This is a genomic window from Enterobacter sp. BIDMC 26, from assembly GCF_000534435.1.
Taxonomy (GTDB): Bacteria; Pseudomonadota; Gammaproteobacteria; order Enterobacterales; family Enterobacteriaceae; genus Enterobacter; species Enterobacter ludwigii.
Map to the genome: position 1 here is coordinate 2458060 of NZ_KI973182.1, position 21998 is coordinate 2480057.

Consider the following 21998-nt stretch of genomic DNA (forward strand, 5'->3'; position numbering starts at 1 on the left):
CTCTTTCGGCGCGTTTGCAGTTGAGGTGTAACTTACGGATTAATCGCTATTTGCGCAATAACTTGCTGATCATTAAGTGCGATTACGCTTAACGTATTCTCATCGAGCATGCCATAGCTTGCTGAATTTCCACCTTTCGGTATGCTGACCGAACCGGGGTTAAAGTGATATATCTCGCCGCGTTTTTCTGCCACCGGAATATGAGTATGACCGTAAACCAGGACATCGCCAGCCGCCAGTGCCGGGAGATTTTCCGGGCTAAAAAGATGACCATGGGTCAGGAACAGACGGCTATTTTCCATCAGCACCTGTTGCCAGGGGGCAGTGATGGGAAAATCCAGCAGCATCTGGTCCACTTCACTGTCGCAGTTACCGCGAACGGCGATAATGCGCGAAGCATACTGATTGAGTTTTTCCGCTACCTGCGCCGGTGCATAGCCTTCCGGCAGCGCATTGCGCGGACCATGATTTAACACATCCCCCAGAATCACCAGCCATTGCGCCCTGCTTTGAGCAAACAGAGAAAGAACACGCTCGGTCGCGGGCAGCGAACCATGGATATCAGACGCAAACATCAGTTTCATCAGTCACTCCCTGGAAATCAGACTGCCCTATCATACCTGAAGCGTCAGGCTATATCAGCCCGCCCGCTTAGCGGAGAGTGCCACATAGCGCTGCACTGAGGCGCGTTGCCACTGAAACGCGGCATAATCCACCAGCAGCTGAGGCACCTCATCCCCATTGAGGATCAGACGGTTCAGCATCAGCGCCAGATCGGTATCGGCAATACACCACTCGCCGAGTAAATTCGGATTACCATGAGCCAGCAGAGAAGTCGCGGTATCGATCAGTTTTTGGGCACTGGCCGCACCGTCTTTACTCAGCGCCGGTTTTTTCACCCCGGCAAACACCACATCCGTGGAGCGTTCCACGCGAATCGGCACCAGATCGCTGCGCAGCCACGCCTGGATCTGACGAGCGCGGGCACGTTTTTGCAGATCGTGAGGGTAGATGCGCTCCCACTCAGGTGGTGCGAACCGATCTTCCAGATACTCATCGATCGCCGACGATTCACTCAGCGCGAAGCCATCAATGTCCAGCACCGGCACGCGACGGGTCAGGGCGTAGCCCTGCCACTGTGGTTTCAGATGTTCACCGCCGTCCAGATCCACCGTCTTTAGCGTAAATGACAGTCCTTTTTCGGCCAGCGCCACATACGCGCTCAGAACATAGGGAGAAAAGAAATCTGCATCGGACCATAACGTGATTACGGGCTGGTTCATAACATCCTCATCGGCTGATCGGTTTTCATTCAACATATAATCTCTTTGCCTCGCTGTCACTTGATGAAAACTCACGATTTACAACAACCACCTATACTCATTTTTCATGGCGTCACTATTTTCACTGACAGGAGTTGAGAATGATCGACCTTTATTATGCCCCTACCCCGAACGGCCATAAGATCACCCTCTTTCTTGAGGAAGCCGAACTGGATTACAGGATCATTCGCGTGGATATCAGCAAAGGCGATCAGTTCAGTCCTCTCTTTCTGGCTATATCGCCAAACAATAAAATCCCGGCCATTATTGATAACCATCCTGCCGATGGGGGCAAGCCGTTGAGCCTGTTTGAATCCGGAGAAATATTGCTCTATCTGGCAGAGAAGACAGGCAAATTGCTGAGCGGAGAGCTGCGCGAGCGTCACCACACGCTGCAGTGGCTTTTCTGGCAGACGAGCGGTCTGGGGCCGATGCTCGGACAAAACCACCATTTTACCGCCTACGCACCGCAGCCGATTCCTTATGCTATCGAACGCTATCAGGTGGAAACCCAGCGGTTATACGGCGTTCTGAACCGTCGGCTGGAGAAAGCACCGTGGCTCGGTGGGGATCATTACAGCATCGCCGACATTGCCTGCTGGCCCTGGGTGAATACCCATGAAAAGCACCGCATTGACCTGGCGTCTTACCCGGCGGTGAACAACTGGTTTGAACGAATCCGCACGCGTCCGGCCACCGAACGCGCCATGCAAAAAATCCAGCAAATTTAAGCCGGTGGCTGGTGTGTGCCGGAGTGGCTCTCATGTATTATGTGAAGGAAATTCTGACACGGAGAAGACCTGCAATGTCACAGCATGACGCTATTATTCGTATAAAAAATTTACGCCTACGCACCTTCATCGGTATCAAAGAGGAAGAGATCGCCAACCGTCAGGATATCGTGATTAATGTGGTTATCCACTACCCGGCTGAGAAAGCGCGGGCCAGCGAAGATATTAATGATGCGCTGAACTACCGCACGATAACCAAAAAAATCATCCAGTACGTGGAAAACAACCGCTTCTCTTTACTGGAAAAATTAACTCAGGATGTGCTCGACATCGCACGCGATCATCACTGGGTCACTTATGCTGAAGTAGAGATCGATAAACTTCACGCCCTGCGTTACGCCGATTCCGTCTCGATGACGTTAAGCTGGCAACGCCAGGCGTAACCCTGGAGGTTGTATGAAGATTTTGCTGACCGGCGGTACCGGCCTGATTGGTCGCCATCTCATTGCGCGTCTGCAGGCGTTGCATCACGACATTACCGTGGTGACGCGCAGTCCAGAGAAAGCGCGCCAGGTGCTGGGCGCAGGTATCGACATCTGGAGAAATCTGGCCGAGCAGCAGAATCTGGACGGGTTTGACGCCGTCATCAACCTGGCAGGCGAACCGATCGCCGATAAGCGCTGGACGGAAGAGCAAAAACAGCTCTTGTGCAGCAGCCGGTGGACCCTCACCGAAAAGCTGGTTGAGCTTATCCGTAACAGTCATACCCCGCCGTCGGTTCTCATTTCGGGTTCCGCCGTAGGGTATTACGGCGATCTCGGCGAGGTGGTGGTAACGGAAGAAGAGCCGCCCCACAACGAGTTCACCCATAAACTTTGCGCCCAGTGGGAGCGTATCGCCTGTGCTGCGCAAAGCGATCATACCCGCGTCTGCCTGCTACGCACCGGTGTGGTCCTTGCCCCGAAAGGCGGCATTCTGGCGAAGATGCTCCCCCCTTTCAGGCTCGGTCTTGGCGGGCCAATCGGCAATGGCCGTCAGTATCTGGCGTGGATCCATATCGACGATATGGTCAACGGTATTCTCTGGCTGCTGGATAACGATCTGCGCGGGCCGTTTAATATGGTTGCGCCCTACCCGGTACGAAATGAACAGTTTGCCCATGCTCTCGGACATGCCCTGCATCGTCCGGCGATTTTGCGCGTGCCTGCTACGATGATCCGCCTGATGATGGGTGAAGCGTCCGTGCTGGTGTTAGGCGGGCAACGGGCCCTGCCAAAACGGCTGGAAGCGGCCGGGTTTGCGTTCCGCTGGTATGACTTAGAAGAGGCGCTGGGGGATGTGGTGAGATAATGTTACAGTGATATGCCATGTTCCGACGAAATGGCATATCTATGGCAACCATTACCACTCCCCGGCTCCATCTCACGCCCTTCGAACCCACTGACTGGCCTTTTTTCCGTGCCCTGCGCGAGGATCGCGCCATCATGCAGTATATGGCCGCTATCGCCCCGGAAAAAGAGACCCGACGCCTGTTTGCCGCACGTCTGACGGCAGCGCATGTGTTCGTTATCCGCTTACGCGATGAAGAGACCCCGCTGGGCGATATCGGCCTGCAAATCAGCGCTGAAAATCGTGAAGAGGCGGATATCGGCTATACGGTCGTGCCTGCCGCGCAGGGCCAGGGCATCGCCAGTGAGGCACTGCGCGCGGTGTGTGACTACGCATTTAACCAGACGGGTGTAAAGGCGATTAACGCATATGTGCTGGCAGACAACGGCGGGTCAGTCCGGGTACTGGAGAAAGCGGGTTTTGTGCGCACGCAGGTGCTGGAAAAAGCGTATGAGATTAACGGTGTGCGGTATGACGACTGGGTGTATCGACTGGAGTGTGGTGCGGTCTGATGCCCACACTCCGGCCCTCTCCCACAGGGAGAGGGGAAAGGCAAAACCTACTTCAAAGACCCCTTCAGGAACTGCTGCAGACGCGGGCTTTGCGGGTTCGCTAACACCTCATCGGGATGCCCCTGCTCTTCGATTTTACCCTGATGCAGGAAGATGACGTGGTTAGAGACGTTCCGGGCAAAGCCCATCTCGTGCGTCACCACCACCATCGTTTTGCCCTCTTCGGCCAGCTTCTGCATGATGCGCAGCACTTCGCCAACGAGTTCCGGGTCCAGCGCGGAGGTCGGTTCGTCGAACAGTAAGACTTCCGGCTCCATCGCCAGCGCGCGGGCAATGGATACACGTTGCTGCTGCCCGCCGGACAGATGTACCGGATACTTCATCTGCTGGCGCTCATCAATACCCACTTTCGCCAGGTATTTCACCGCACGGTCGCGGGCGTCCTGTTTGCTGAGACCCAGCACCTGGATTGGCGCTTCCATTACGTTCTCCAGCACCGTCATATGGCTCCAGAGATTAAAGTGCTGGAAAACCATCGTCAGGCGCGTACGCAACAGACGCAGCTGATTTTTATCCGCCACCTTCAGCTGGCCGTCTTTGTCACGCACCAGATTGATGTTCTGCCCGCTCACCACAATTGAGCCTTCGCTCGGTTTTTCGAGGAAGTTAATGCAGCGCAGGAAAGTACTTTTACCGGAGCCGGATGAGCCGATAATACTGATGACATCGCCCGCGTTTGCCTGCAGCGACACCCCTTTCAGCACTTCATGTTCGCCGTAGCGTTTGTGCAGATCAATAACGTTTAATTTGTTCTCAGCCATCATCATTCTCAGTGCGTCGAAGAAGGTTTTATATGCTGCAACCAGCGTTTTTCTGCCTTACGGAACAGGCTAATCAGGACGTATGAAATTATCAAATAAAGCACTGCCGCAATACCGAATGCGGTAAACGGCTGATAGGTTGCCGAGTTAATATCCCGGGCAATCTTCAGTAAGTCCGGCACCGTGGCGGTAAAGGCCAGCGCCGTGGAGTGCAGCATCAGAATCACTTCGTTACTGTACGCCGGTAACGCAATACGCAGCGCCGACGGCAGAATGATGCAACGGTAAAGCTTCACGGAGGAGAAGCCGTACGCACGCGCCGCTTCAATTTCACCGTACGGGACAGAGCGAATCGCCCCTGCGAAAATCTCGGTGGTATAGGCGCAGGTATTGAGCGTCAATGCCAGCACCGTACAGTTCAGACCGCTGCGGAAGAACGCATTGAGCATTTCAGTGCCTTTTACGATCTCAAGCGTGTACATCCCCGAATAGAACACCAGCAGTTGCACGTACAGCGGCGTACCGCGAAACACATAGGTAAACAGCCAGATTGGGAACTGGATAAATTTATTGTTCGACACACGACCAATGGCAAGAAATACCGCCAGAATGCCGCCCATCACCACGGAGGAGATCAGAAGCCAGAGCGTAATGGCAACGCCGGTGAAGCGATAGCCATCTGTCCACAGCAGCGATTTCCAGTATTCCTGAATAATCTCAATCACAGATCAGCCCTCTTCACACCCACGGAGTAGCGACGTTCGAGCAAAAGCAGCACACCATTGGAGGCGGTCGTAAAGACCAGATAGATTACGCCACATACCACCGCAAAGTAGAACGGCTCCCAGGTGCTTTTGCCGGCAAGCTGGGTCGCTTTCACCACATCTTCCAGGCCAAGCAGAGAGACCAGCGCGGTTGCCTTAAGAATAACCTGCCAGTTGTTACCGATACCTGGAAGCGCATAGCGCATCATGGCCGGGAACATGATTCGACGAAACGTCTGTGAGGAGGTGAAACCGAATGCGGTTGCCGCTTCAATGTGGCCTTTCGGCACAGCCATATACGCGCCGCGGAAGGTTTCGGTGAAGTAGGCCCCGTAGATAAAACCGAGCGTAATAATACCGGCCACCATCGGGTCGATATCGATTTGTCCCATACCCATTGCGTCCGTCACGCTGTTAAGCGCAATCTGCAGACCGTAAAAGATCAGAAGCATCAGCACCAGATCGGGAACACCGCGAATCAGCGTCGTATAGCCTTCAAAAATCAGCGCCAGCGGCTTGTTAGCCGAAAGCTTCGCCCCTGCGCCCGCCAGACCTATCAGCACCGCCAGCACCACGGAGCTGAGAGCCAGCTCAAGGGTGACAAGCGCGCCCTGTAAAATAACGCCAGAAAATCCGTACAGCATACCGCGAGCCCTGTCGTATCGTGAGTGGTGGAACCGTGTCTTTTCCCCTCCCACAGTGGGAGGGGCTGCACGTTATTTGACGGGGCGATTAGCCGCCGTAAACATTGAAATCGAAGTATTTTTTCGCAATTTTCTCGTACGTGCCGTCAGCGCGCATTTCGGCAAACGCTTTGTTCAGCGCTTCACGCAGTTCGTTGTCTTCCTTGCGCAGGCCCATACCGGTGCCTACACCAAACAACTTCACATCCTTGATGGATGGACCGCCAAACTTATAGTCTTTGCCGACCGGCTGCTTCAGGAAGCCTTCGCTCGCCGCGACTTCATCCTGGAACGCTGCGTCAATGCGACCTGCCGTCAGGTCAGCGTAGATATTTTCCTGGCCCTGATAAGAGACGATTTCAATCCCTTTCGGCGCCCAGTGTTCGTTACCGTAGGTTTCCTGAGTGGTCCCCTGCAGCACGCCCACGCGTTTGCCTTTCAGCGACTCGAGAGTGGGCTGAATGTCGGAAGATTTGGCGACAACCAGACGTGAATCTGCCGCGTAGAGTTTGTCCGTGAAAGCAATCTCCTGCTGGCGTTTTTCAGTGATGGAGAGCGAGGACATAATCACGTCGATTTTTTTCGCTTTCAGCGACGGGATCAGCGCGTCCAGTGGGTTCTCAACGTAGGTACACTGCGCTTTGATGCGTTTGCACAGTTCGTTGGCCAGATCGATGTCAAAACCAACCAATTCACCTTTAGAATTCTTCGATTCGAACGGTGCATAGGTAGGATCGGTACCGATTCGAATTTTCTGCGGAATTGCTGCGAATGCCGCGGTGGCGCTGGAAAAGGCCAGCACCAGAGAAAGTGACAATACTAGTTTTTTCATATCTGTCCTCAACAAACTGTCTACATACGGGATTTTTACGACGACGGGGTGGTGCTAATGTGCCATCAATCCCCTCCGTCAGGCAAAGAATAATGCCTTTGAGCCGGGATTTTTTGCATTATAAATGCGTAAGTATGCACACAGCGATCCAATACAGTGCATTAATTGCACCATATTGGATCATCCCGCCCGACAATGCACCTCAGCAGTGCATTGTCGTCAGGTATTAGTCACCGTAGACGTTGAAGTCGAAGTATTTCTTCGCCAGTTTGTCGTAGGTACCGTCTTTACGCAGCTCAGCAAACGCTTTGTCGAAGGCGGCTTTCAGCTCGGTATCGTCCTTACGCAGGCCGATACCCGTACCGTCACCAAAGTACTTTTTGTCTTTCACGGACGGGCCAGCAAAAGCGTACTCTTTGCCCGCTGGCTGTTTCAGGAAGCCTTCGCTCGCGGCGACTTCATCCTGGAATGCCGCATCCAGACGGCCTGCCGCCAGGTCAGAGTAGATCAGATCCTGGTTCTGGTACGCCACCACATCGACGCCCTTTTCACGCCAGTTCGCATTGGCAAACCCTTCCTGCGTTGAGCCCTGAAGCACGCCGACATGCTTGCCTTTCAGCGAGTCGATGGTGGGTTGAATCGGGGAGCCTTTAGCGGCAATCAGACGTGAATCTGCAGCGTAAAGCTTGTCAGAGAAGGCAATCTCCTGCTGACGTTTTTCGGTGATAGAGAGAGAAGAGATAATGGCGTCGATTTTCTTGGCTTTCAGCGACGGGATTAACGCATCAAAGTCGCTGCCCACCCATGTGCATTTCACCGCAATGCGTTTGCACATTTCATTTCCCAGATCGATATCAAACCCAACGAAATCGCCTTTCGCATCCTTGGAAGAGAATGGCGCGTAGGTTGCGTCTGTACCGATACGAACTGTCTGTGGAAGCGCTGCGTAGCTACCTGCTGCCGCACTTAACCCCACCAGCAAAGACAGAGCCAGAACCGTCTTCTTCATACATTTACCCTCAAGTACCGTGATTTTATTATGTATTGTGTTGTGTGTTGTGTTGCAGGCTTCTCTTGCAGGTCTTATGCCACATTGCCGTCTGGTGAAAAGTTCGACGTTAAATATGTTAATAAAACGTTGCGATATTGCCTTAATGGTGAAAGATAGCAGGTCTGCCGAACGAACCGGAAAGAGAAAAAGGGAAAAAGCGAATTAAATGTCGAGGATATGATCGCCGTTGCATAATTGCCCTGAAACAGGGCACGTTATCTTTTCATGCACGCTGTGGGTGCACAGATTCAGGCACCCTGCCAGCGGGTGAAAAGGTCTTCAGGCAGGTCGATATCAAACTGATCGAGAACGCGGTTAACCGTCTGATTAATCACATCATCCAGTGAAACGGGTCGGTGATAGAACGCCGGTACCGGTGGCATGATCACCGCGCCGAGTTCAGCAGCCTGAGTCATTAAACGCAGATGTCCCAGGTGCAGCGGCGTTTCCCGCACGCAGAGAACCAGAGGACGGCGCTCCTTCAGCACCACGTCCGCGGCGCGGGTCACCAGCGTGTCGGTATAGCTGTTTACAATGCCAGAGAGCGTTTTAATGGAACAAGGCAGGATAACCATGCCCGCCGTTTTAAACGAGCCAGAGGAGATGCTGGCGGCGATATCGCGGGCATCGTGAACCACATCCGCCAGCGCCTGGACATCACGCAGTGAGAGGTCGGTTTCAAGAGAGAGGGTCTGACGTGCCGCCTGGCTCATGACCAGATGCGTTTCCACTTCTGCCACGTCGCGCAGCACCTGTAACAGACGTACGCCGTAAATCGCGCCACTGGCACCACTGAGCCCAACAATGAGTCGTTTCATGATTTTCGCCCTAACTGATTTCAGGGCAGACTGTGCAGGATTTTGCGGGGAGTTGCAAGTGAGGGCAAATGCCCTCACTTGCACAGACATCAACCTTCGTTGTGCATCTCTAAACTTTCGAGATCGTTTTGCAGCTGGACGGCTTTCGCATCGTCGTTGCGCAGCGAATCAAGGTAGTCGAGGTACTGCTGGTCAACGTCTTTCGTCACGTAAACGCCATTAAACACGGAGCATTCGAACTGCTGAATATCCGGGTTCTCAGCGCGTACTGCGTCGATAAGATCGTTCAGATCCTGGAAAATCAGGCCGTCGGCACCGATGATCTGACGAATTTCGTCCACTTCACGACCGTGAGCGATCAGCTCATTGGCGGTTGGCATATCGATGCCGTACACGTTCGGGAAACGAATTTCCGGTGCGGCTGAGGCCAGATACACTTTCTTCGCACCCGCTTCGCGCGCCATCTCAATAATCTGTTCTGAGGTGGTGCCGCGAACGATGGAGTCATCCACCAGCAGGACGTTTTTGTCGCGGAACTCAGCGCGGTTTGCGTTCAGTTTACGACGCACGGACTTACGGCGCAGCTGCTGACCCGGCATGATAAAGGTACGACCAACGTAGCGGTTTTTCACAAACCCCTGACGGTATGGCTTGTCCAGAATGCGGGCGATTTCCAGAGCGATATCGCAGGACGTTTCCGGAATAGGAATAACGACGTCGATATCCAGATCGTCCCATTCGCGGGCAATCTTCTCGCCAAGTTTTGTCCCCATGTTCACGCGCGCGCTGTAGACGGAAATCTTGTCGATAAACGAGTCCGGACGGGCGAAGTAAACATATTCAAACAGGCACGGATTGCTCACCGGGTTGTCAGCACACTGGCGGGTGAACAGCTGGCCCTTCTCAGTGATATAGACCGCTTCGCCAGGCGCAACATCACGCAGGAACTCGAAGCCCAGGGTATCCAGCGCCACGCTTTCAGAGGCAACCATGTATTCGGTACGACCATCACCGAGATCGCGCTTACCGAGCACCAGCGGGCGGATGCCGTTTGGATCGCGGAAGGCAACCATCCCGTGGCCGATAATCATCGCCACGCAGGCATACGCACCACGGATCTGGCGGTTAGTCGCGGCAACGGCGGCAAAAATGTTGTCTGCTTCCAGCGGGTAGTGACGGAAGTTATCCAGCTCGCTGGCAAAGATATTGAGCAGAATTTCAGAATCAGAGGTGGTGTTAATGTGGCGACGTTTCTCTTCGAACAACTTCTTACGCAGCTCGTGCGCGTTGGTCAGGTTGCCATTGTGGGCAAGCGTGATGCCATACGGTGAGTTGACGTAGAAAGGCTGAGCCTCAGAGGCGCTGGAACTGCCAGCAGTAGGATAACGAACGTGACCGATCCCCATATTACCTTGCAGACGCTGCATATGGCGGGCTTCAAACACATCATTTACCAGACCATTCGCCTTACGTAAACGGAAGCAGTTGTTTGCATCAATGGTGATGATACCCGCAGCATCCTGCCCACGGTGCTGAAGCACCGTTAACGCGTCATAAATCGACTGGTTTACCGGCATGAAACCGGCGATACCGACAATACCGCACATTCGTCTTTTCCTCGTTAAGCCACATCTCAGAGCGCATTACGCTCTGGGCAAGAAACTCGACGAGCTTTGCAGATAGTCAAAGAACCATCTGATGATGAAACTGAACTCTGGAATGAGCTGCGATTTTTGCCAGTCTTCACTTTTGGAGAACCCGGTAAAGGTATCCAGGAAGAACAGGATCGCGGCCACAATCAGCACGCCTCGTAGTGCGCCGAAACAGATCCCGAGTACCCTGTCTGTTCCTGACAGACCGGTTTTCTCGACCAGCTGACCTATCACGTAATTTACGATAGCGCCGACAATCAGCGTCGCGATAAACAGCACCGCGATAGCGATTCCATTTCGGACCAGTTCATCTTCAAAGCCCGTGAACCAGACAGACAGGTAAGTGTAGTAATGACTGGCAACAAAGAAAGCACAACCCCAGGTTACCAGCGATAACGCTTCACGAACAAAGCCACGGATCAGGCTAACCAGACAGGAAAAACCAATCACCGCAATGATGGCGTAATCAATCCAGACCATATGTGTCCCACGATTTAACGCCCTGTCATCCAGTTCGGGGCGAATTCTAACAGAAAAAGAAAACGTTTGCGTAGGGATTTCCTTCCCGCGCGTAAATAAAAAAGGCGCTGAAAAAATGTTCAACGCCGTGGCTTTTTACGTCTCTGTGGACGTCTGCCGTCACTCTTCCCCCCACCCTCTCCTCATAGAAAGGATAAGGGTGAGGGAGGGGTTAGTTCGCGCTGTAGCTCATCACCACACCGCTCAGGCCGGAGATCTGCTTCAGCTCACCCAGCGATCCTTTAAGCTTATCTTTGGACGCTTCTGGCCCCACGAGAATACGGGTAATTTTACCCTGTACCGGCGTGGAAGGTGAAGTGTAAACACGATATCCCGCACTGCGCAGTTTACCCACCACCTCATTGACCTTATCGGCATTTTTCAGCGCACCCAGCTGCACGACGTAGGCTTTGCCCGTCGGTGCGGCTTCCTGCTGAGCCGGTTTCGCCGGAGGCGGTGTCTCAGTCGCTGCGGCAAGCTGTTCGCTCGTTTTATCACGCTGCGGTTTCGGCTGCGTTTTTTCGACCGGCTTCGGTTTCTCAGCCGGTTTAGGCTGCACGACCGGAACCGGTACCGGATCGATATCGTTGGTGTTGCTCGCCGCCAGACGAGACGGATCAAGAGACGGCGCAGCCGCATCGCCCGCGCGAACCTCTTCCGCTGCGCCTTCCGGCGGCTGAGCAGGAAGGGCCTGTGTCGCCGCAGGCAGCATATCCGGCTCGTCGCGATCGCCCGGTTTCGGTACCAGAGGAATGGCTGCAAACTCATCCTGATAGTGCTTTTTCTGCCCGTCGAGCAGGCCCGGGAGAATAATGACTCCCAGCGCCACCAGCACTATTGTTCCTGCTAAACGGTTCTGAAACTTACTCGCCACCGGTTCTCCCCGCGTCCATCACTTCCATGACATGTGCCACCGTGTGGAACGAACCACACACCAGCACGGTATCTTCTGGTTTAGCATCCGCCATCGCGGCATGCCAGGCCTGAGCCACGCTATTATAGATTGCGCCTTTGCCGAGATGTTCCATCAACTGCTCAGCGGTCGCCCCGCGTGGCCCCTCCAGAGGAGCACAATACCAGCTATCGACCACACTCTCCATGCAGGCCAGCGTACCGCCAATATCTTTATCATGAAGCATACCGATAACCGCCAGCACGCGCCCGGTTTTTGGTAACGATTTGAGACGTCCCGCGAGATACGCCGCGGCATGCGGGTTGTGCGCCACATCGAGGATCAGGCGCGGTGACTCGCTGACAATCTGGAAACGCCCGGGCAGAATCGCCCGCTCAATGCCCTCGCGAATCGCCTGCTCGCTCACCGCCAGACCGCTTGCGCGCAGTGCCGCCAGCGCGGTTGCCGCGTTAGGCTGCGGCACCTGCGGCAATGGCAGGTTGTCCAGTGCGCCCTGCGCATCGCTAAAGCGCCAGCCGTCTGCCTGAACCTCATACTGCCACTCTACGCCACGGCGCAGCAGACGCGCACCCGTCTCATTCGCCACCTCTGCAATGGTGTGCGGCATATCCGGCTCGCCGACCACGGCAGGTTTATTCGCCCGGAAAATCCCGGCTTTCTCGCGACCAATGCTTTCGCGATCCGGCCCCAGCCAGTCGGTATGATCCAGCGCAATGCTGGTCACGACGGCCACATCCGCATTCACCATGTTGGTGGCATCAAGACGCCCGCCGAGGCCGACTTCCAGAATCACCACGTCCAGTTGCGCCTGCTTAAACAACCACAGTGCCGACAGGGTGCCGTATTCAAAATAGGTTAATGAAATTTCACCGCGCGCAGCTTCAATTTCCGCGAAAGAGGCGGTATGCGCTGATTCCGGCAGCTCGCGATTTTGCACACGCACCCGCTCGGTATACCGCACGAGGTGTGGAGAGCTGTAAACGCCAACCTTATAGCCTGCTGCCATCAGGACAGATTCCAGCGTGCGGCACGTCGTGCCTTTACCGTTCGTTCCGGCAACGGTGAACACAAACGGCGCTGGTTTCAGTACGTCGAGACGCGCGGCAACCTGGCTTACGCGCTCAAGCCCCATATCGATGGTTTTACTGTGCAGGTTTTCCAGATAAGAAAGCCACGCGGCCAGGGGCGACGTGGCTTGGGGAATGCTTTTATTTTCCATGATGCCCGGTCATTAACAGTTGAGAAAGCAAAAGGGCAGCGCCATCCGGCCCTGCCCTTTTCAGTTATCAGGCCTCGGGTTCCTGATCCGGTACCACCACGCCTTCGCGCGGCTCGTCCGGGTTCGGCGCTGGCAGATTCATCAGCTTCGCCAGGATACTTGCCAGTTTCAGGCGCATCTCCGGACGGCGGACGATCATGTCGATAGCGCCTTTCTCGATGAGGAACTCACTGCGCTGGAAACCCGGCGGCAGTTTTTCACGTACGGTCTGTTCGATAACGCGTGGACCCGCAAAACCGATCAGCGCTTTCGGCTCAGCGATGTTCAGATCGCCCAGCATGGCAAAGCTTGCGGAAACGCCACCCATCGTCGGGTCGGTCAGCACGGAGATGTACGGCAAACCGCGCTCCTGCATTTTCGCCAGCGCAGCAGAGGTTTTCGCCATCTGCATCAGCGACATCAGCGCTTCCTGCATACGTGCACCACCGGAGGCGGAGAAGCAGATCAGCGGGCAGTTGTCTTCCAGCGCCTGCTCAACGGCACGCACGAAGCGCGCACCCACGACAGAGCCCATTGAGCCACCCATAAAGGAAAACTCAAACGCGGCAGCCACCACCGGCATCGTGTGCAGGGTGCCTTTCATGACGATCAGCGCGTCTTTCTCGCCGGTCTCTTTCTGTGCAGAGGCCAGACGGTCTTTGTATTTTTTGGAATCACGGAACTTCAGCACGTCTTTTGGCTCAAGCTCGCTACCCAGTTCTACCAGAGAACCTTCGTCCAGCAGGCTATGCAGGCGATTACGCGCCGTCATACGCATGTGGTGGTCACATTTCGGACACACCTCAAGATTGCGTTCCAGCTCTGCGCGGTACAGAACCTGGCCGCAGCTATCACACTTCGTCCATACCCCTTCAGGAATGCTCGCTTTACGAGTCGGGGTTATGTTGCTTTTAATTCGTTCAATCCAGCTCATTGATAACCTTTCTGCCTGAACCTGGTCGTATGCCAGTTTTGCTATAAGAGGCGAATAATGCCATTTTTGCCTCCAACAGACCATGAATGTTGCACATTAAAACATAACAGCCCGAAACTTTGGATAAAAAAGTGGTCGAACCGCCAGTATGCATTTACTTCGCTTGCTTTGCTGCCGCACGTCGGTGACGAATAATCTCAATAACCCCAGGCAGTACCGAAAGCACAATAATCGCTACAATCAGTAACTTAAGGTTTTCCTGGACCACCGGGAGATCGCCAAACAGGTAGCCGGCATAGGTAAACAGCAACACCCACAGCAGCGCGCCAACAACGTTATATGCCGCAAAGTGACGATAGGACATATGCCCCATTCCCGCCACAAACGGTGCAAATGTACGCACAATAGGCACAAAACGGGCAAGGATAATGGTTTTGCCGCCATGGCGTTCATAGAACGCATGGGTTTTATCGAGATAGCTGCGACGGAAAATTTTCGAGTCCGGATTGCTGAAAAGCCGCTCACCAAACACCCGCCCAATCGTGTAGTTCACCGCATCACCAATAATCGCGGCGATAACCATCAACACAACCATCAGATGCACATTCAAATCGTTAGTCGGTAACGCGGATAACGCGCCGGCCACGAACAGCAGTGAATCCCCCGGCAGGAACGGGGTGACAACCAGACCGGTTTCACAGAACAGAATGAGGAACAGAATAGCGTAAACCCAGACGCCGTACTGCGCGACCAGCTCCGCCAGGTGAACATCAATATGCAGGATGAAATCAATCAAAAAACGTATTACGTCCATTTTGTCTAAGCCTTAATTGCACCTTTGATTAGTCCGCTAAAAACAGCGGGCCCATTGGCGGTTTCGGCAGGTCAAACCGATCCGGATAGTCTACCGAGACCAGATACAGCCCTTCCGCTTTCGCCGTGGCTGCCGCAAGCGTTCTGTCCTTCGCTGCCAGCAGTTCTGCAATCCAGCTCTCCGGCTGGTGTCCGGCACCCACTTCCATCAGGCTGCCCACAATGTTCCGCACCATATGATGTACAAAGGCATTGGCTTTGATATCCACCACCACATACGCGCCATAACGGCTGACGTTTATGTGCATGACATTACGCCACGGCGTACGGGACTGGCACTGCACCGCACGGAACGAGGTAAAGTCATTTTCACCAATCAGACACTGCGCCGCACGATGCATACGTTCAGCATCAAGCGGTTCATAAAAATGCGTCACGCCCTGGCTTAACACCGCCGGACGTAGACGCTGATTGTAGATGACATAGCGGTAACGGCGCGCGGTGGCGCTGAAACGCGCATGAAAATCTTCGGGAACATCTTTAACCCAACGAACCGCAATGTCTCCAGGTAAATTCGCATTCACCCCCAGCGTCCATGCAGCGTCCTTTCGCACAGCGGTGGTTTCAAAATGAACCACCTGCCCCGTGCCGTGAACGCCGGCATCCGTACGCCCGGCACAGAAAACGCTTATCGGTTCGTTCGCCACCTGTGAGAGCGCTTTTTCCAGTTTTTCCTGGACGCTGCGCACCTCATTTTGACGCTGCCAGCCATAATACTTACTGCCATCGTACTCAATACCGAGGGCAATTTTATGAACGGGCTTGTGATCCACTTCTGACATCAGTACAGGTACTCCTGCACGAGTTTCTCCGCAATTTTCACCGCCATCAGCGCACCGCCAAAGCGAACGTTATCGGCAACTGACCAGAACTGGATCTGCTCAGGCATTCCGTAATCGTTACGCACGCAGCCAACAGACAGATGTGCGCTACCGGTCGCATCACCAACCTGCGTCGGGAACTCACTCTCTTCGGAGAGGGCGATATCCTCACCACGACCAAACGCGTCACGCGCTTCTTCTGCGGCGAGCGGGCGCAGCGCTTCAAAACCAACCATCTGCGCGTGGCCGTAGAAGACAGGAGACTGCACGCAGCTGGCAGAGATCATCAGGCCGTCATCCTGCAGAATTTTACGGACTTCATCGACAATACGGCGTTCTTCGCGCACGCTGCCTTCGCGATCCGGCAGCAGTGGCAGCATGTTAAACGCCAGCTGGCGACCAAAATAGTCGTCTTCATCAATCGGAACGCCGCTCAGCAATTTCGCGCTCTGCCCGGCTAGCGCGTTAACCGCTTGCTTGCCGTTGGCAGACGCAGACAGCAGGCTGGTGACGAAGATACGCGACAGGCCGCCTTCATCGATCAGCGGTTTCAGCGCGGTAAGCAGCTGACTGGTCAGGCTGTTCGGTACGGCGATAACGTTGCGGTTACGGTAGTCTGCCAGCACAAACGGGTTCACATCCGGCACCACCAGCGGCACATCCGGCTCAAGCGCGAACAGGCCGCTTAAGTCAATCACCAGACAACCCGAGTTGGTGGCCTCTTCAATGTAAGACGCCGTAGCCTCAGCACCGGCTGCAAAAAACGCCAGCTGCGCCTGAGTCCAGTCGAACCCGGCCGCATCCTGAACCATGACAGATTTACCGCCAAAACGCAGATGTTCACCCGCGCTATCTGTACGCGCCAGCGCATAGATATCACCCACCGGGAACTGACGCTCAGCAAGGGTTTCGAGCAGGGCTTCACCCACGGCACCCGTGGCACCTAAAATGGCAATGTTCCAGCCTTCAGACATGGTGGTTTACTCCAGAAATAAAAAAGCGTCCCTGTCGGAGTATCCAACAGGGAGCATTAAGAAGACATTAATGTGCCGGGTGATGAACGGCGTTAAAACCCAGTTTATGCAGCTGCGTCGCAGCCGTTGCGTCGTCGCAAATCACATACAGGGAAGACCACTCGCGGCGCTCAACATAGTTCTTGCGCAGCTTATCAAACTCACCCGGAATACCCGCCACTTTACGCAGCAGCGCGTCATCGCGGCGCACATCATACACCAAATGGACCAGTCGTTTCAGCGTTGCCTGATCGAGTGGCCCGTGCAGGGTAATGCGGCCAAATTCAGGCGCAGGCAGTAAGGTATCCAGCGCCACCTGCTGTGGATGGCCGATAAAGGCGCTATAGGCCTCAAAGACCTGCGTCGTGCCGCGGGCTTTTCCTTCAAGGGTATAACCGGCTATATGCGCCGTTGCGACGTCCACCTTGTTAAGCAGCGCAACGTTAAGCTCAGGCTCCGGCTCCCAGACGTCCAGCACCACGCTAAGCGCTTGCCCCTCGTCCAGACATTTCAGCAACGCAAGGTTATCGACCACCGGGCCCCGGCAGGCATTTATCAGAATAGTGCCAGGCTTCAGACGACGGATCAGGGCTTCGTCAGCAAGGTGCAGCGACTTATAAGGCCCCTCTTTAAACAGTGGCGTATGGAAAGTGATCACATCGCACTGTGCAACCAGTTCATCCAGCGAACGGAAGTCGCCTTCATCACCGTTGTCTTTACGCGGCGGATCGCACAGCAGGGTGCGAATGCCTAACGCCTCAAGACGTTTATGCAGGCGCCCGCCCACGTTGCCCACACCAACAATCCCGACGGTACGGTCCTGCAACGCAAAACCGTCGCGCTCTGCCAGCATCAGCAGGGAGGAGAAGACATATTCCACGACCGCAATGGCGTTGCAGCCCGGCGCGGCTGAAAAACCGATCCCCGCCTGCTTAAGCCATTTATCATCCACATGATCCGTCCCTGCCGTTGCGGTCCCGACAAATTTCACCGCTTTGCCGGAGAGCAACGCCTCATTTACTTTGGTTACCGAGCGCACCATCAGCGCGTCTGCATCATCCAGCTCGTTTACCGGGATCGGCCGACCCGGGACAGCCTTAACGTTGCCGAGGCGGCTAAAGAGCTCGCGGGCATAAGGCATATTTTCATCAACGAGGATTTTCACGTCTGAGTACCTGTTTGAGAGGAAGAAAACCCGTCAAGTGTGCCATAATCTGGCCGCCAGGCATATACGTCTGCCAGGTTTACGCTGAGTTTTGACTTTAAGGATTTTTGACGATGCAGCCCATTTCAGGTACGCCGCCGCGCCCTCCGGGTGAAGGCCCTGTCACGCCAAACGTTGCAGGCGAACAACCGCTATCCACACAACAGCGCACCGTGCTGGAGCGACTGATCACGCGTCTGATCGCGCTGACGTCGCAGCAAAACGCGGAAGTCTGGGCTGGGGTAAAGCACGATTTAGGTGTCAGGAACGACGCACCTTTGCAGTCGCGCCATTTCCCTGCTGCCGAGCAAAACCTGAACCAGCGGATTGATACTGCACAGCAGAATCACAGCACACGCCAGATTGTCTCGCAGCTGACCGAGCTGTTGGGCCAGGGAAATAACCGCCAGGCGGTGAGTGATTTTATTCGCCAGCAGTTTGGTCAGACCGCCCTGAGCCAGCTGACCCCGGAACAGCTCAAAACCGTACTGACGCTGCTGCAAACCAATCAGCTGTCAATTCCACAGCCTCAGCAACGCCCTGCGACCGAGCGTCCGCTGCTGCCTGCCGAGCACAACACGCTCAAGCAGATGGTGACCAAGCTGGCCGCCGCCACCGGCGAACCAACGAAGCTTATCTGGCAATCAATGCTGGAACTCTCCGGCGTAAAAGCGGGCGAGCTGATCCCGGCGAAACAGTTTACGCATCTGGTGACCTGGCTACAGGCGCGTCAGACGCTCAGCACCCAGACCGCTCCAACCCTGCACACGGTTCAGGCGGCACTTAAGCAGCCGCTGGAGCCGAACGAATTTGACGCCATTCGTGATTACGCCCAGCAAACCTGGCAGGCCACACCGCAAACGGTACTGACCACCGCGCAGGTGCAGGATGTGCTCAATCAGATTTTCGTTCGCCGCGCCGAACGCGAAGGGGGCGTGCCGGAAGCACGAAACATTCAGCCAATCTACAATCCGCTGTTTGCGCCGGTGGTGGAAACGTTCAGAACCCTCTCTGCCCGTCCAGGGTTGATGTTTATTGCGTTAATGATTGCACTGGCGATTTTCTGGCTGGTCGCATAACGGTTTCGCCCGGTGGCGCTACGCCTGCCGGGCCGACAGCACACCGGGGAAGGCATGTCGCCCCGGCACTTAACTAGCTAAGACTGCCGAAAAGCCACCAGCGTCACCACAATGCCCACAACCGCTGCAACCGCGCCCGCCAGGAAAACAGACGGATACCCGAACGACGTCGCTAACAGACCTGCCAGCGGCCCGGTTACCCCGTATGAGATATCCTGAAACGCCGCATAGCCGCCAAGCGCCGTGCCACGCACCTGCGGGGCGACACGTTTTACCACCTCCACACCCAGCGCCGGGAAAATAAGCGAACATCCGCAGCCGGTCAACGCCGCGCCTAACAACGCTACGGACGCAACGGGTGCACTCCACAGTAATAGCAAACCCAGGGTTTCAATCACCAGTGATGCCACTGCAACCTTCATGCCACCAAAACGATCCGGCATCCAGCCGAACAGCACGCGCATTAAGACAAATGCGCCACCAAAGGCGGTCAGCGTAAAACCTGCCATCGCCCAGCCGCGGCTCATAAAGTAGAGCGAGACGAACGTACCGATTACCGCAAAACCGACGCCCTGCAGGGCCAGGCCAAGGCCCGGCTGCCAGATTTGGCCCACCACGCTCCACAAAGACGGGCGCTCCCCTTTATGGGCAGGGACTTTACGTACCGGACCGTTGAATGCCCATGCCAGCAGAGGCAGCATCAGGGTAGTCGCTGCCAGCGCGGCAAAGCCAAAGTGGCTGTGGATAAGCAACCCGAGCGGGGCGCCTGCGGCAAGCGCGCCATAAATGGCCATACCATTCCAGGACATGACTTTGCCGGAGCGTGCAGGCCCCACCAGTCCCATACCCCATGTCAGCGTACCGGTCAGGAGCTGGCTTTCACCAAAGCCCAGGATTAAACGCCCCACGATCAGCAGCGCAAATTTATACGCAGCATCAACTGGCAGGAGAGCGGCCAGCAGCCATGCACCTCCCGCCAGACCACAGGCAAACATGCCCTGTAACGCCGAGCGTTTTGCCCCGTGCTGATCCGCCAGACGTCCGGCGTAACCGCGGGTTAATACCGTAGCCAGGAACTGAATACCCACGGCGACGCCGACCATGGTGTTGCCATAGCCCAGCTCCTGATGAACAAACAGCGGGATCACCGGCAGCGGCAGGCCGACGGTCATATAGGTCAGGAACACCGCAAACGCGATGCGAAACAGCGAGACGTTCGCTGAAGAGGTTGTTTCTGTTTGAGTGACTGCAGTCATGCTTTACTCCGAAATGAAGAGTAAGGCGGGGAAAAACCACGCCCCCTCTTCCTGATAACCAGGATTTAGGTGCGTTGGTTGACGTTGAACGCTTACGCATTATCGTGAGGATAATGTTGAGGTAGGAAGTTTGCCTGCGAGATCAGCCGCTTGTCAATGCATAAAAAAAGGAGCCGTCAGGCTCCCCTTTTGAATCAGTCAGAACTTATGCGTTGTACTTACGCATCACCAGCGTGGCGTTAGTACCGCCAAAACCGAAGCTGTTGGACATGACGGTAGTCAGTGTCGCTTCTTTTGGCTGGGTCACGATGTTCAGACCTGCGGCCTGCTCGTCCATCTCGTCAATGTTGATGCTTGGGGCGATAAAGCCATTTTCCAGCATCAGCAGAGAGTAGATCGCTTCCTGAACGCCAGCAGCACCCAGAGAGTGACCGGTCATGGCTTTGGTCGCGGAGATAGCCGGGCTGTTGTCGCCGAACACTTCACGGATCGCACCCAGCTCTTTCACGTCGCCTACCGGAGTAGAGGTACCGTGGGAGTTCAGGTAGTCGATTGGTGTGTCAACGCCGTGCATCGCCATCTTCATGCAGCGCACTGCGCCTTCACCGGATGGAGCCACCATGTCAGCGCCGTCAGACGTTGCACCGTAGCCCACGATCTCAGCGTAGATGTGCGCACCACGCGCCAGCGCGTGCTCCAGCTCTTCAACCACAACCATACCGCCGCCGCCTGCGATAACGAAACCGTCACGGTGCGCATCATAGGTACGGGATGCTTTATCTGGAGTTTCGTTATATTTGGTGGACAGTGCCCCCATTGCGTCGAATTCACAGGCCATTTCCCAACCCAGTTCTTCGCCGCCGCCAGCAAACACGATGTCCTGTTTACCCAGCTGGATCTGCTCAACCGCATTACCGATGCAGTGTGCGGAGGTCGCACAGGCAGAGCTGATGGAGTAGTTAACGCCGTGGATTTTGAACGGGGTCGCCAGGCAAGCGGAAACCGCTGAACCCATGGCTTTAGTCACAACATAAGGACCTACCGCTTTCAGACCACGTGGGCTACGCATTGCGTCGGCACCAAAGACCTGCGCTTTAGATGAGCCACCGGAACCGGCGATCAGACCTACGCGTGGGTTGTTCTGGTAAACTTCCGCGCTCAGACCCGCATCCGCAATCGCTTCCTGCATGGAGAGATAAGCATAAATAGAGGCATCGTTCATGAAACGAACCACTTTACGGTCAATCAAACCGGTGGTGTCCAGTTTGACGTTACCCCATACGTGGCTACGCATACCTGAATCTTTAAACTCTTCAGAGAAAGTGATCCCGGAGCGTCCTTCACGCAGAGATGCCAGGACTTCCTGCTGGTTATTACCGATGCTGGAAACGATGCCCAGGCCAGTAATCACTGCACGTTTCATTCAATACCTCTGTAAGTCGCACTATATTAAGTTTCGAGTCGCACAATAGCGTACACTTGTACGCCGAACAAGTCCGATCAGACATTTTCTGCGGAAATTTGCACCGATGGACGCACATCGTTAAGATCGT

Annotated in this window: 24 protein-coding genes; 5 read left to right on the forward strand and 19 right to left on the reverse strand. The window is 55.1% G+C overall.

What is annotated here, in order from left to right:
• Positions 1 to 32: 32 nt before the first annotated feature.
• Together yfcE and yfcF are read right to left on the reverse strand one after the other, a co-directional pair.
• Complete coding sequence (gene yfcE, locus L462_RS11870; protein WP_020883134.1) at positions 33 to 584, reverse strand: phosphodiesterase; 552 nt, start codon at positions 582 to 584, stop codon at positions 33 to 35.
• Between the two features lie 54 nt (positions 585 to 638).
• Positions 639 to 1283, reverse strand: coding sequence for a glutathione transferase (gene yfcF / locus L462_RS11865; protein ID WP_032679720.1), 645 nt, complete (start codon positions 1281 to 1283; stop codon positions 639 to 641).
• A 140-nt stretch (positions 1284 to 1423) separates the two neighbouring features.
• Here yfcF and yfcG point away from each other — a divergent pair, with 140 nt between their 5' ends.
• The 4 genes from yfcG (at position 1424) to L462_RS11845 (ending at position 3954) form a co-directional block, all read left to right on the forward strand.
• Positions 1424 to 2053: a GSH-dependent disulfide bond oxidoreductase gene (gene yfcG, locus L462_RS11860; RefSeq protein ID WP_020883132.1), complete on the forward strand. Its 630-nt coding sequence runs from the start codon at positions 1424 to 1426 to the stop codon at positions 2051 to 2053.
• 74 nt (positions 2054 to 2127) lie between these two features.
• Complete coding sequence (gene folX / locus L462_RS11855; RefSeq protein WP_020883131.1) at positions 2128 to 2496, forward strand: dihydroneopterin triphosphate 2'-epimerase; 369 nt, start codon at positions 2128 to 2130, stop codon at positions 2494 to 2496.
• Between the two features lie 13 nt (positions 2497 to 2509).
• A complete protein-coding gene (locus tag L462_RS11850) occupies positions 2510 to 3403 on the forward strand; it encodes a TIGR01777 family oxidoreductase (RefSeq protein WP_032678616.1) in 894 nt (297 codons plus the stop codon).
• Positions 3404 to 3444: 41 nt separating this feature from the next.
• Positions 3445 to 3954: a GNAT family N-acetyltransferase gene (locus L462_RS11845; RefSeq protein WP_032678617.1), complete on the forward strand. Its 510-nt coding sequence runs from the start codon at positions 3445 to 3447 to the stop codon at positions 3952 to 3954.
• A 47-nt stretch (positions 3955 to 4001) separates the two neighbouring features.
• On the opposite strand, the gene hisP is transcribed toward L462_RS11845, so the two are convergent.
• From hisP to pdxB, 15 genes are all read right to left on the reverse strand, one after another.
• Positions 4002 to 4775, reverse strand: coding sequence for a histidine ABC transporter ATP-binding protein HisP (gene hisP / locus L462_RS11840; RefSeq protein WP_020883129.1), 774 nt, complete (start codon positions 4773 to 4775; stop codon positions 4002 to 4004).
• An 8-nt stretch (positions 4776 to 4783) separates the two neighbouring features.
• Positions 4784 to 5500, reverse strand: coding sequence for an ABC transporter permease (locus L462_RS11835; protein WP_008502590.1), 717 nt, complete (start codon positions 5498 to 5500; stop codon positions 4784 to 4786).
• Complete coding sequence (locus L462_RS11830; RefSeq protein WP_020883127.1) at positions 5497 to 6183, reverse strand: histidine ABC transporter permease HisQ; 687 nt, start codon at positions 6181 to 6183, stop codon at positions 5497 to 5499. Before L462_RS11830 ends, L462_RS11835 begins: the two co-directional genes overlap by 4 nt.
• An 88-nt stretch (positions 6184 to 6271) precedes the next feature.
• A complete protein-coding gene (hisJ, locus tag L462_RS11825; RefSeq protein WP_020883126.1) occupies positions 6272 to 7054 on the reverse strand; it encodes a histidine ABC transporter substrate-binding protein HisJ in 783 nt (260 codons plus the stop codon).
• A 226-nt stretch (positions 7055 to 7280) separates the two neighbouring features.
• Positions 7281 to 8063: a lysine/arginine/ornithine ABC transporter substrate-binding protein ArgT gene (gene argT, locus L462_RS11820; protein WP_014171026.1), complete on the reverse strand. Its 783-nt coding sequence runs from the start codon at positions 8061 to 8063 to the stop codon at positions 7281 to 7283.
• A gap of 290 nt (positions 8064 to 8353) precedes the next feature.
• Positions 8354 to 8923, reverse strand: a complete 570-nt coding sequence (locus L462_RS11815; RefSeq protein ID WP_014171027.1) for a UbiX family flavin prenyltransferase — start codon at positions 8921 to 8923, stop codon at positions 8354 to 8356.
• Between the two features lie 89 nt (positions 8924 to 9012).
• Entirely contained in the window at positions 9013 to 10530 is a 1518-nt protein-coding gene (gene purF, locus L462_RS11810) for an amidophosphoribosyltransferase (protein ID WP_014171028.1), read from the reverse strand.
• Positions 10531 to 10566: 36 nt separating this feature from the next.
• The gene (cvpA, locus tag L462_RS11805) at positions 10567 to 11055 is read right to left on the reverse strand and encodes a colicin V production protein (protein WP_000262116.1); all 489 of its coding nucleotides are present in this window, start codon (positions 11053 to 11055) and stop codon (positions 10567 to 10569) included.
• A 211-nt stretch (positions 11056 to 11266) separates the two neighbouring features.
• Positions 11267 to 11968 (reverse strand): cell division protein DedD, encoded by a 702-nt coding sequence (gene dedD, locus L462_RS11800; RefSeq protein ID WP_014171030.1) that lies wholly within the window; start codon positions 11966 to 11968, stop codon positions 11267 to 11269.
• Positions 11958 to 13226 (reverse strand): bifunctional tetrahydrofolate synthase/dihydrofolate synthase, encoded by a 1269-nt coding sequence (folC, locus tag L462_RS11795; RefSeq protein WP_032678618.1) that lies wholly within the window; start codon positions 13224 to 13226, stop codon positions 11958 to 11960. Before folC ends, dedD begins: the two co-directional genes overlap by 11 nt.
• Before the next feature lie 67 nt (positions 13227 to 13293).
• On the reverse strand, positions 13294 to 14199 hold the full coding sequence (accD, locus tag L462_RS11790; RefSeq protein ID WP_020883123.1) for an acetyl-CoA carboxylase, carboxyltransferase subunit beta: 906 nt from the start codon (positions 14197 to 14199) through the stop codon (positions 13294 to 13296).
• Between the two features lie 154 nt (positions 14200 to 14353).
• Positions 14354 to 15013: a DedA family protein gene (locus tag L462_RS11785; RefSeq protein WP_020883122.1), complete on the reverse strand. Its 660-nt coding sequence runs from the start codon at positions 15011 to 15013 to the stop codon at positions 14354 to 14356.
• Between the two features lie 28 nt (positions 15014 to 15041).
• Positions 15042 to 15854, reverse strand: a complete 813-nt coding sequence (truA, locus tag L462_RS11780) for a tRNA pseudouridine(38-40) synthase TruA (protein ID WP_032678619.1) — start codon at positions 15852 to 15854, stop codon at positions 15042 to 15044.
• Positions 15854 to 16867, reverse strand: coding sequence for an aspartate-semialdehyde dehydrogenase (locus L462_RS11775; protein WP_014171035.1), 1014 nt, complete (start codon positions 16865 to 16867; stop codon positions 15854 to 15856). Before L462_RS11775 ends, truA begins: the two co-directional genes overlap by 1 nt.
• Positions 16868 to 16934: 67 nt before the next feature.
• Entirely contained in the window at positions 16935 to 18071 is a 1137-nt protein-coding gene (gene pdxB / locus L462_RS11770; RefSeq protein WP_025203570.1) for a 4-phosphoerythronate dehydrogenase PdxB, read from the reverse strand.
• 113 nt (positions 18072 to 18184) lie between these two features.
• Here pdxB and flk point away from each other — a divergent pair, with 113 nt between their 5' ends.
• On the forward strand, positions 18185 to 19189 hold the full coding sequence (flk, locus tag L462_RS11765) for a flagella biosynthesis regulator Flk (protein ID WP_025203569.1): 1005 nt from the start codon (positions 18185 to 18187) through the stop codon (positions 19187 to 19189).
• Between the two features lie 77 nt (positions 19190 to 19266).
• On the opposite strand, the gene L462_RS11760 is transcribed toward flk, so the two are convergent.
• Together L462_RS11760 and fabB are read right to left on the reverse strand one after the other, a co-directional pair.
• Positions 19267 to 20445: an MFS transporter gene (locus L462_RS11760; protein WP_032678620.1), complete on the reverse strand. Its 1179-nt coding sequence runs from the start codon at positions 20443 to 20445 to the stop codon at positions 19267 to 19269.
• A 205-nt stretch (positions 20446 to 20650) separates the two neighbouring features.
• Positions 20651 to 21868: a beta-ketoacyl-ACP synthase I gene (gene fabB / locus L462_RS11755; RefSeq protein ID WP_014171039.1), complete on the reverse strand. Its 1218-nt coding sequence runs from the start codon at positions 21866 to 21868 to the stop codon at positions 20651 to 20653.
• Positions 21869 to 21998: the final 130 nt, after the last annotated feature.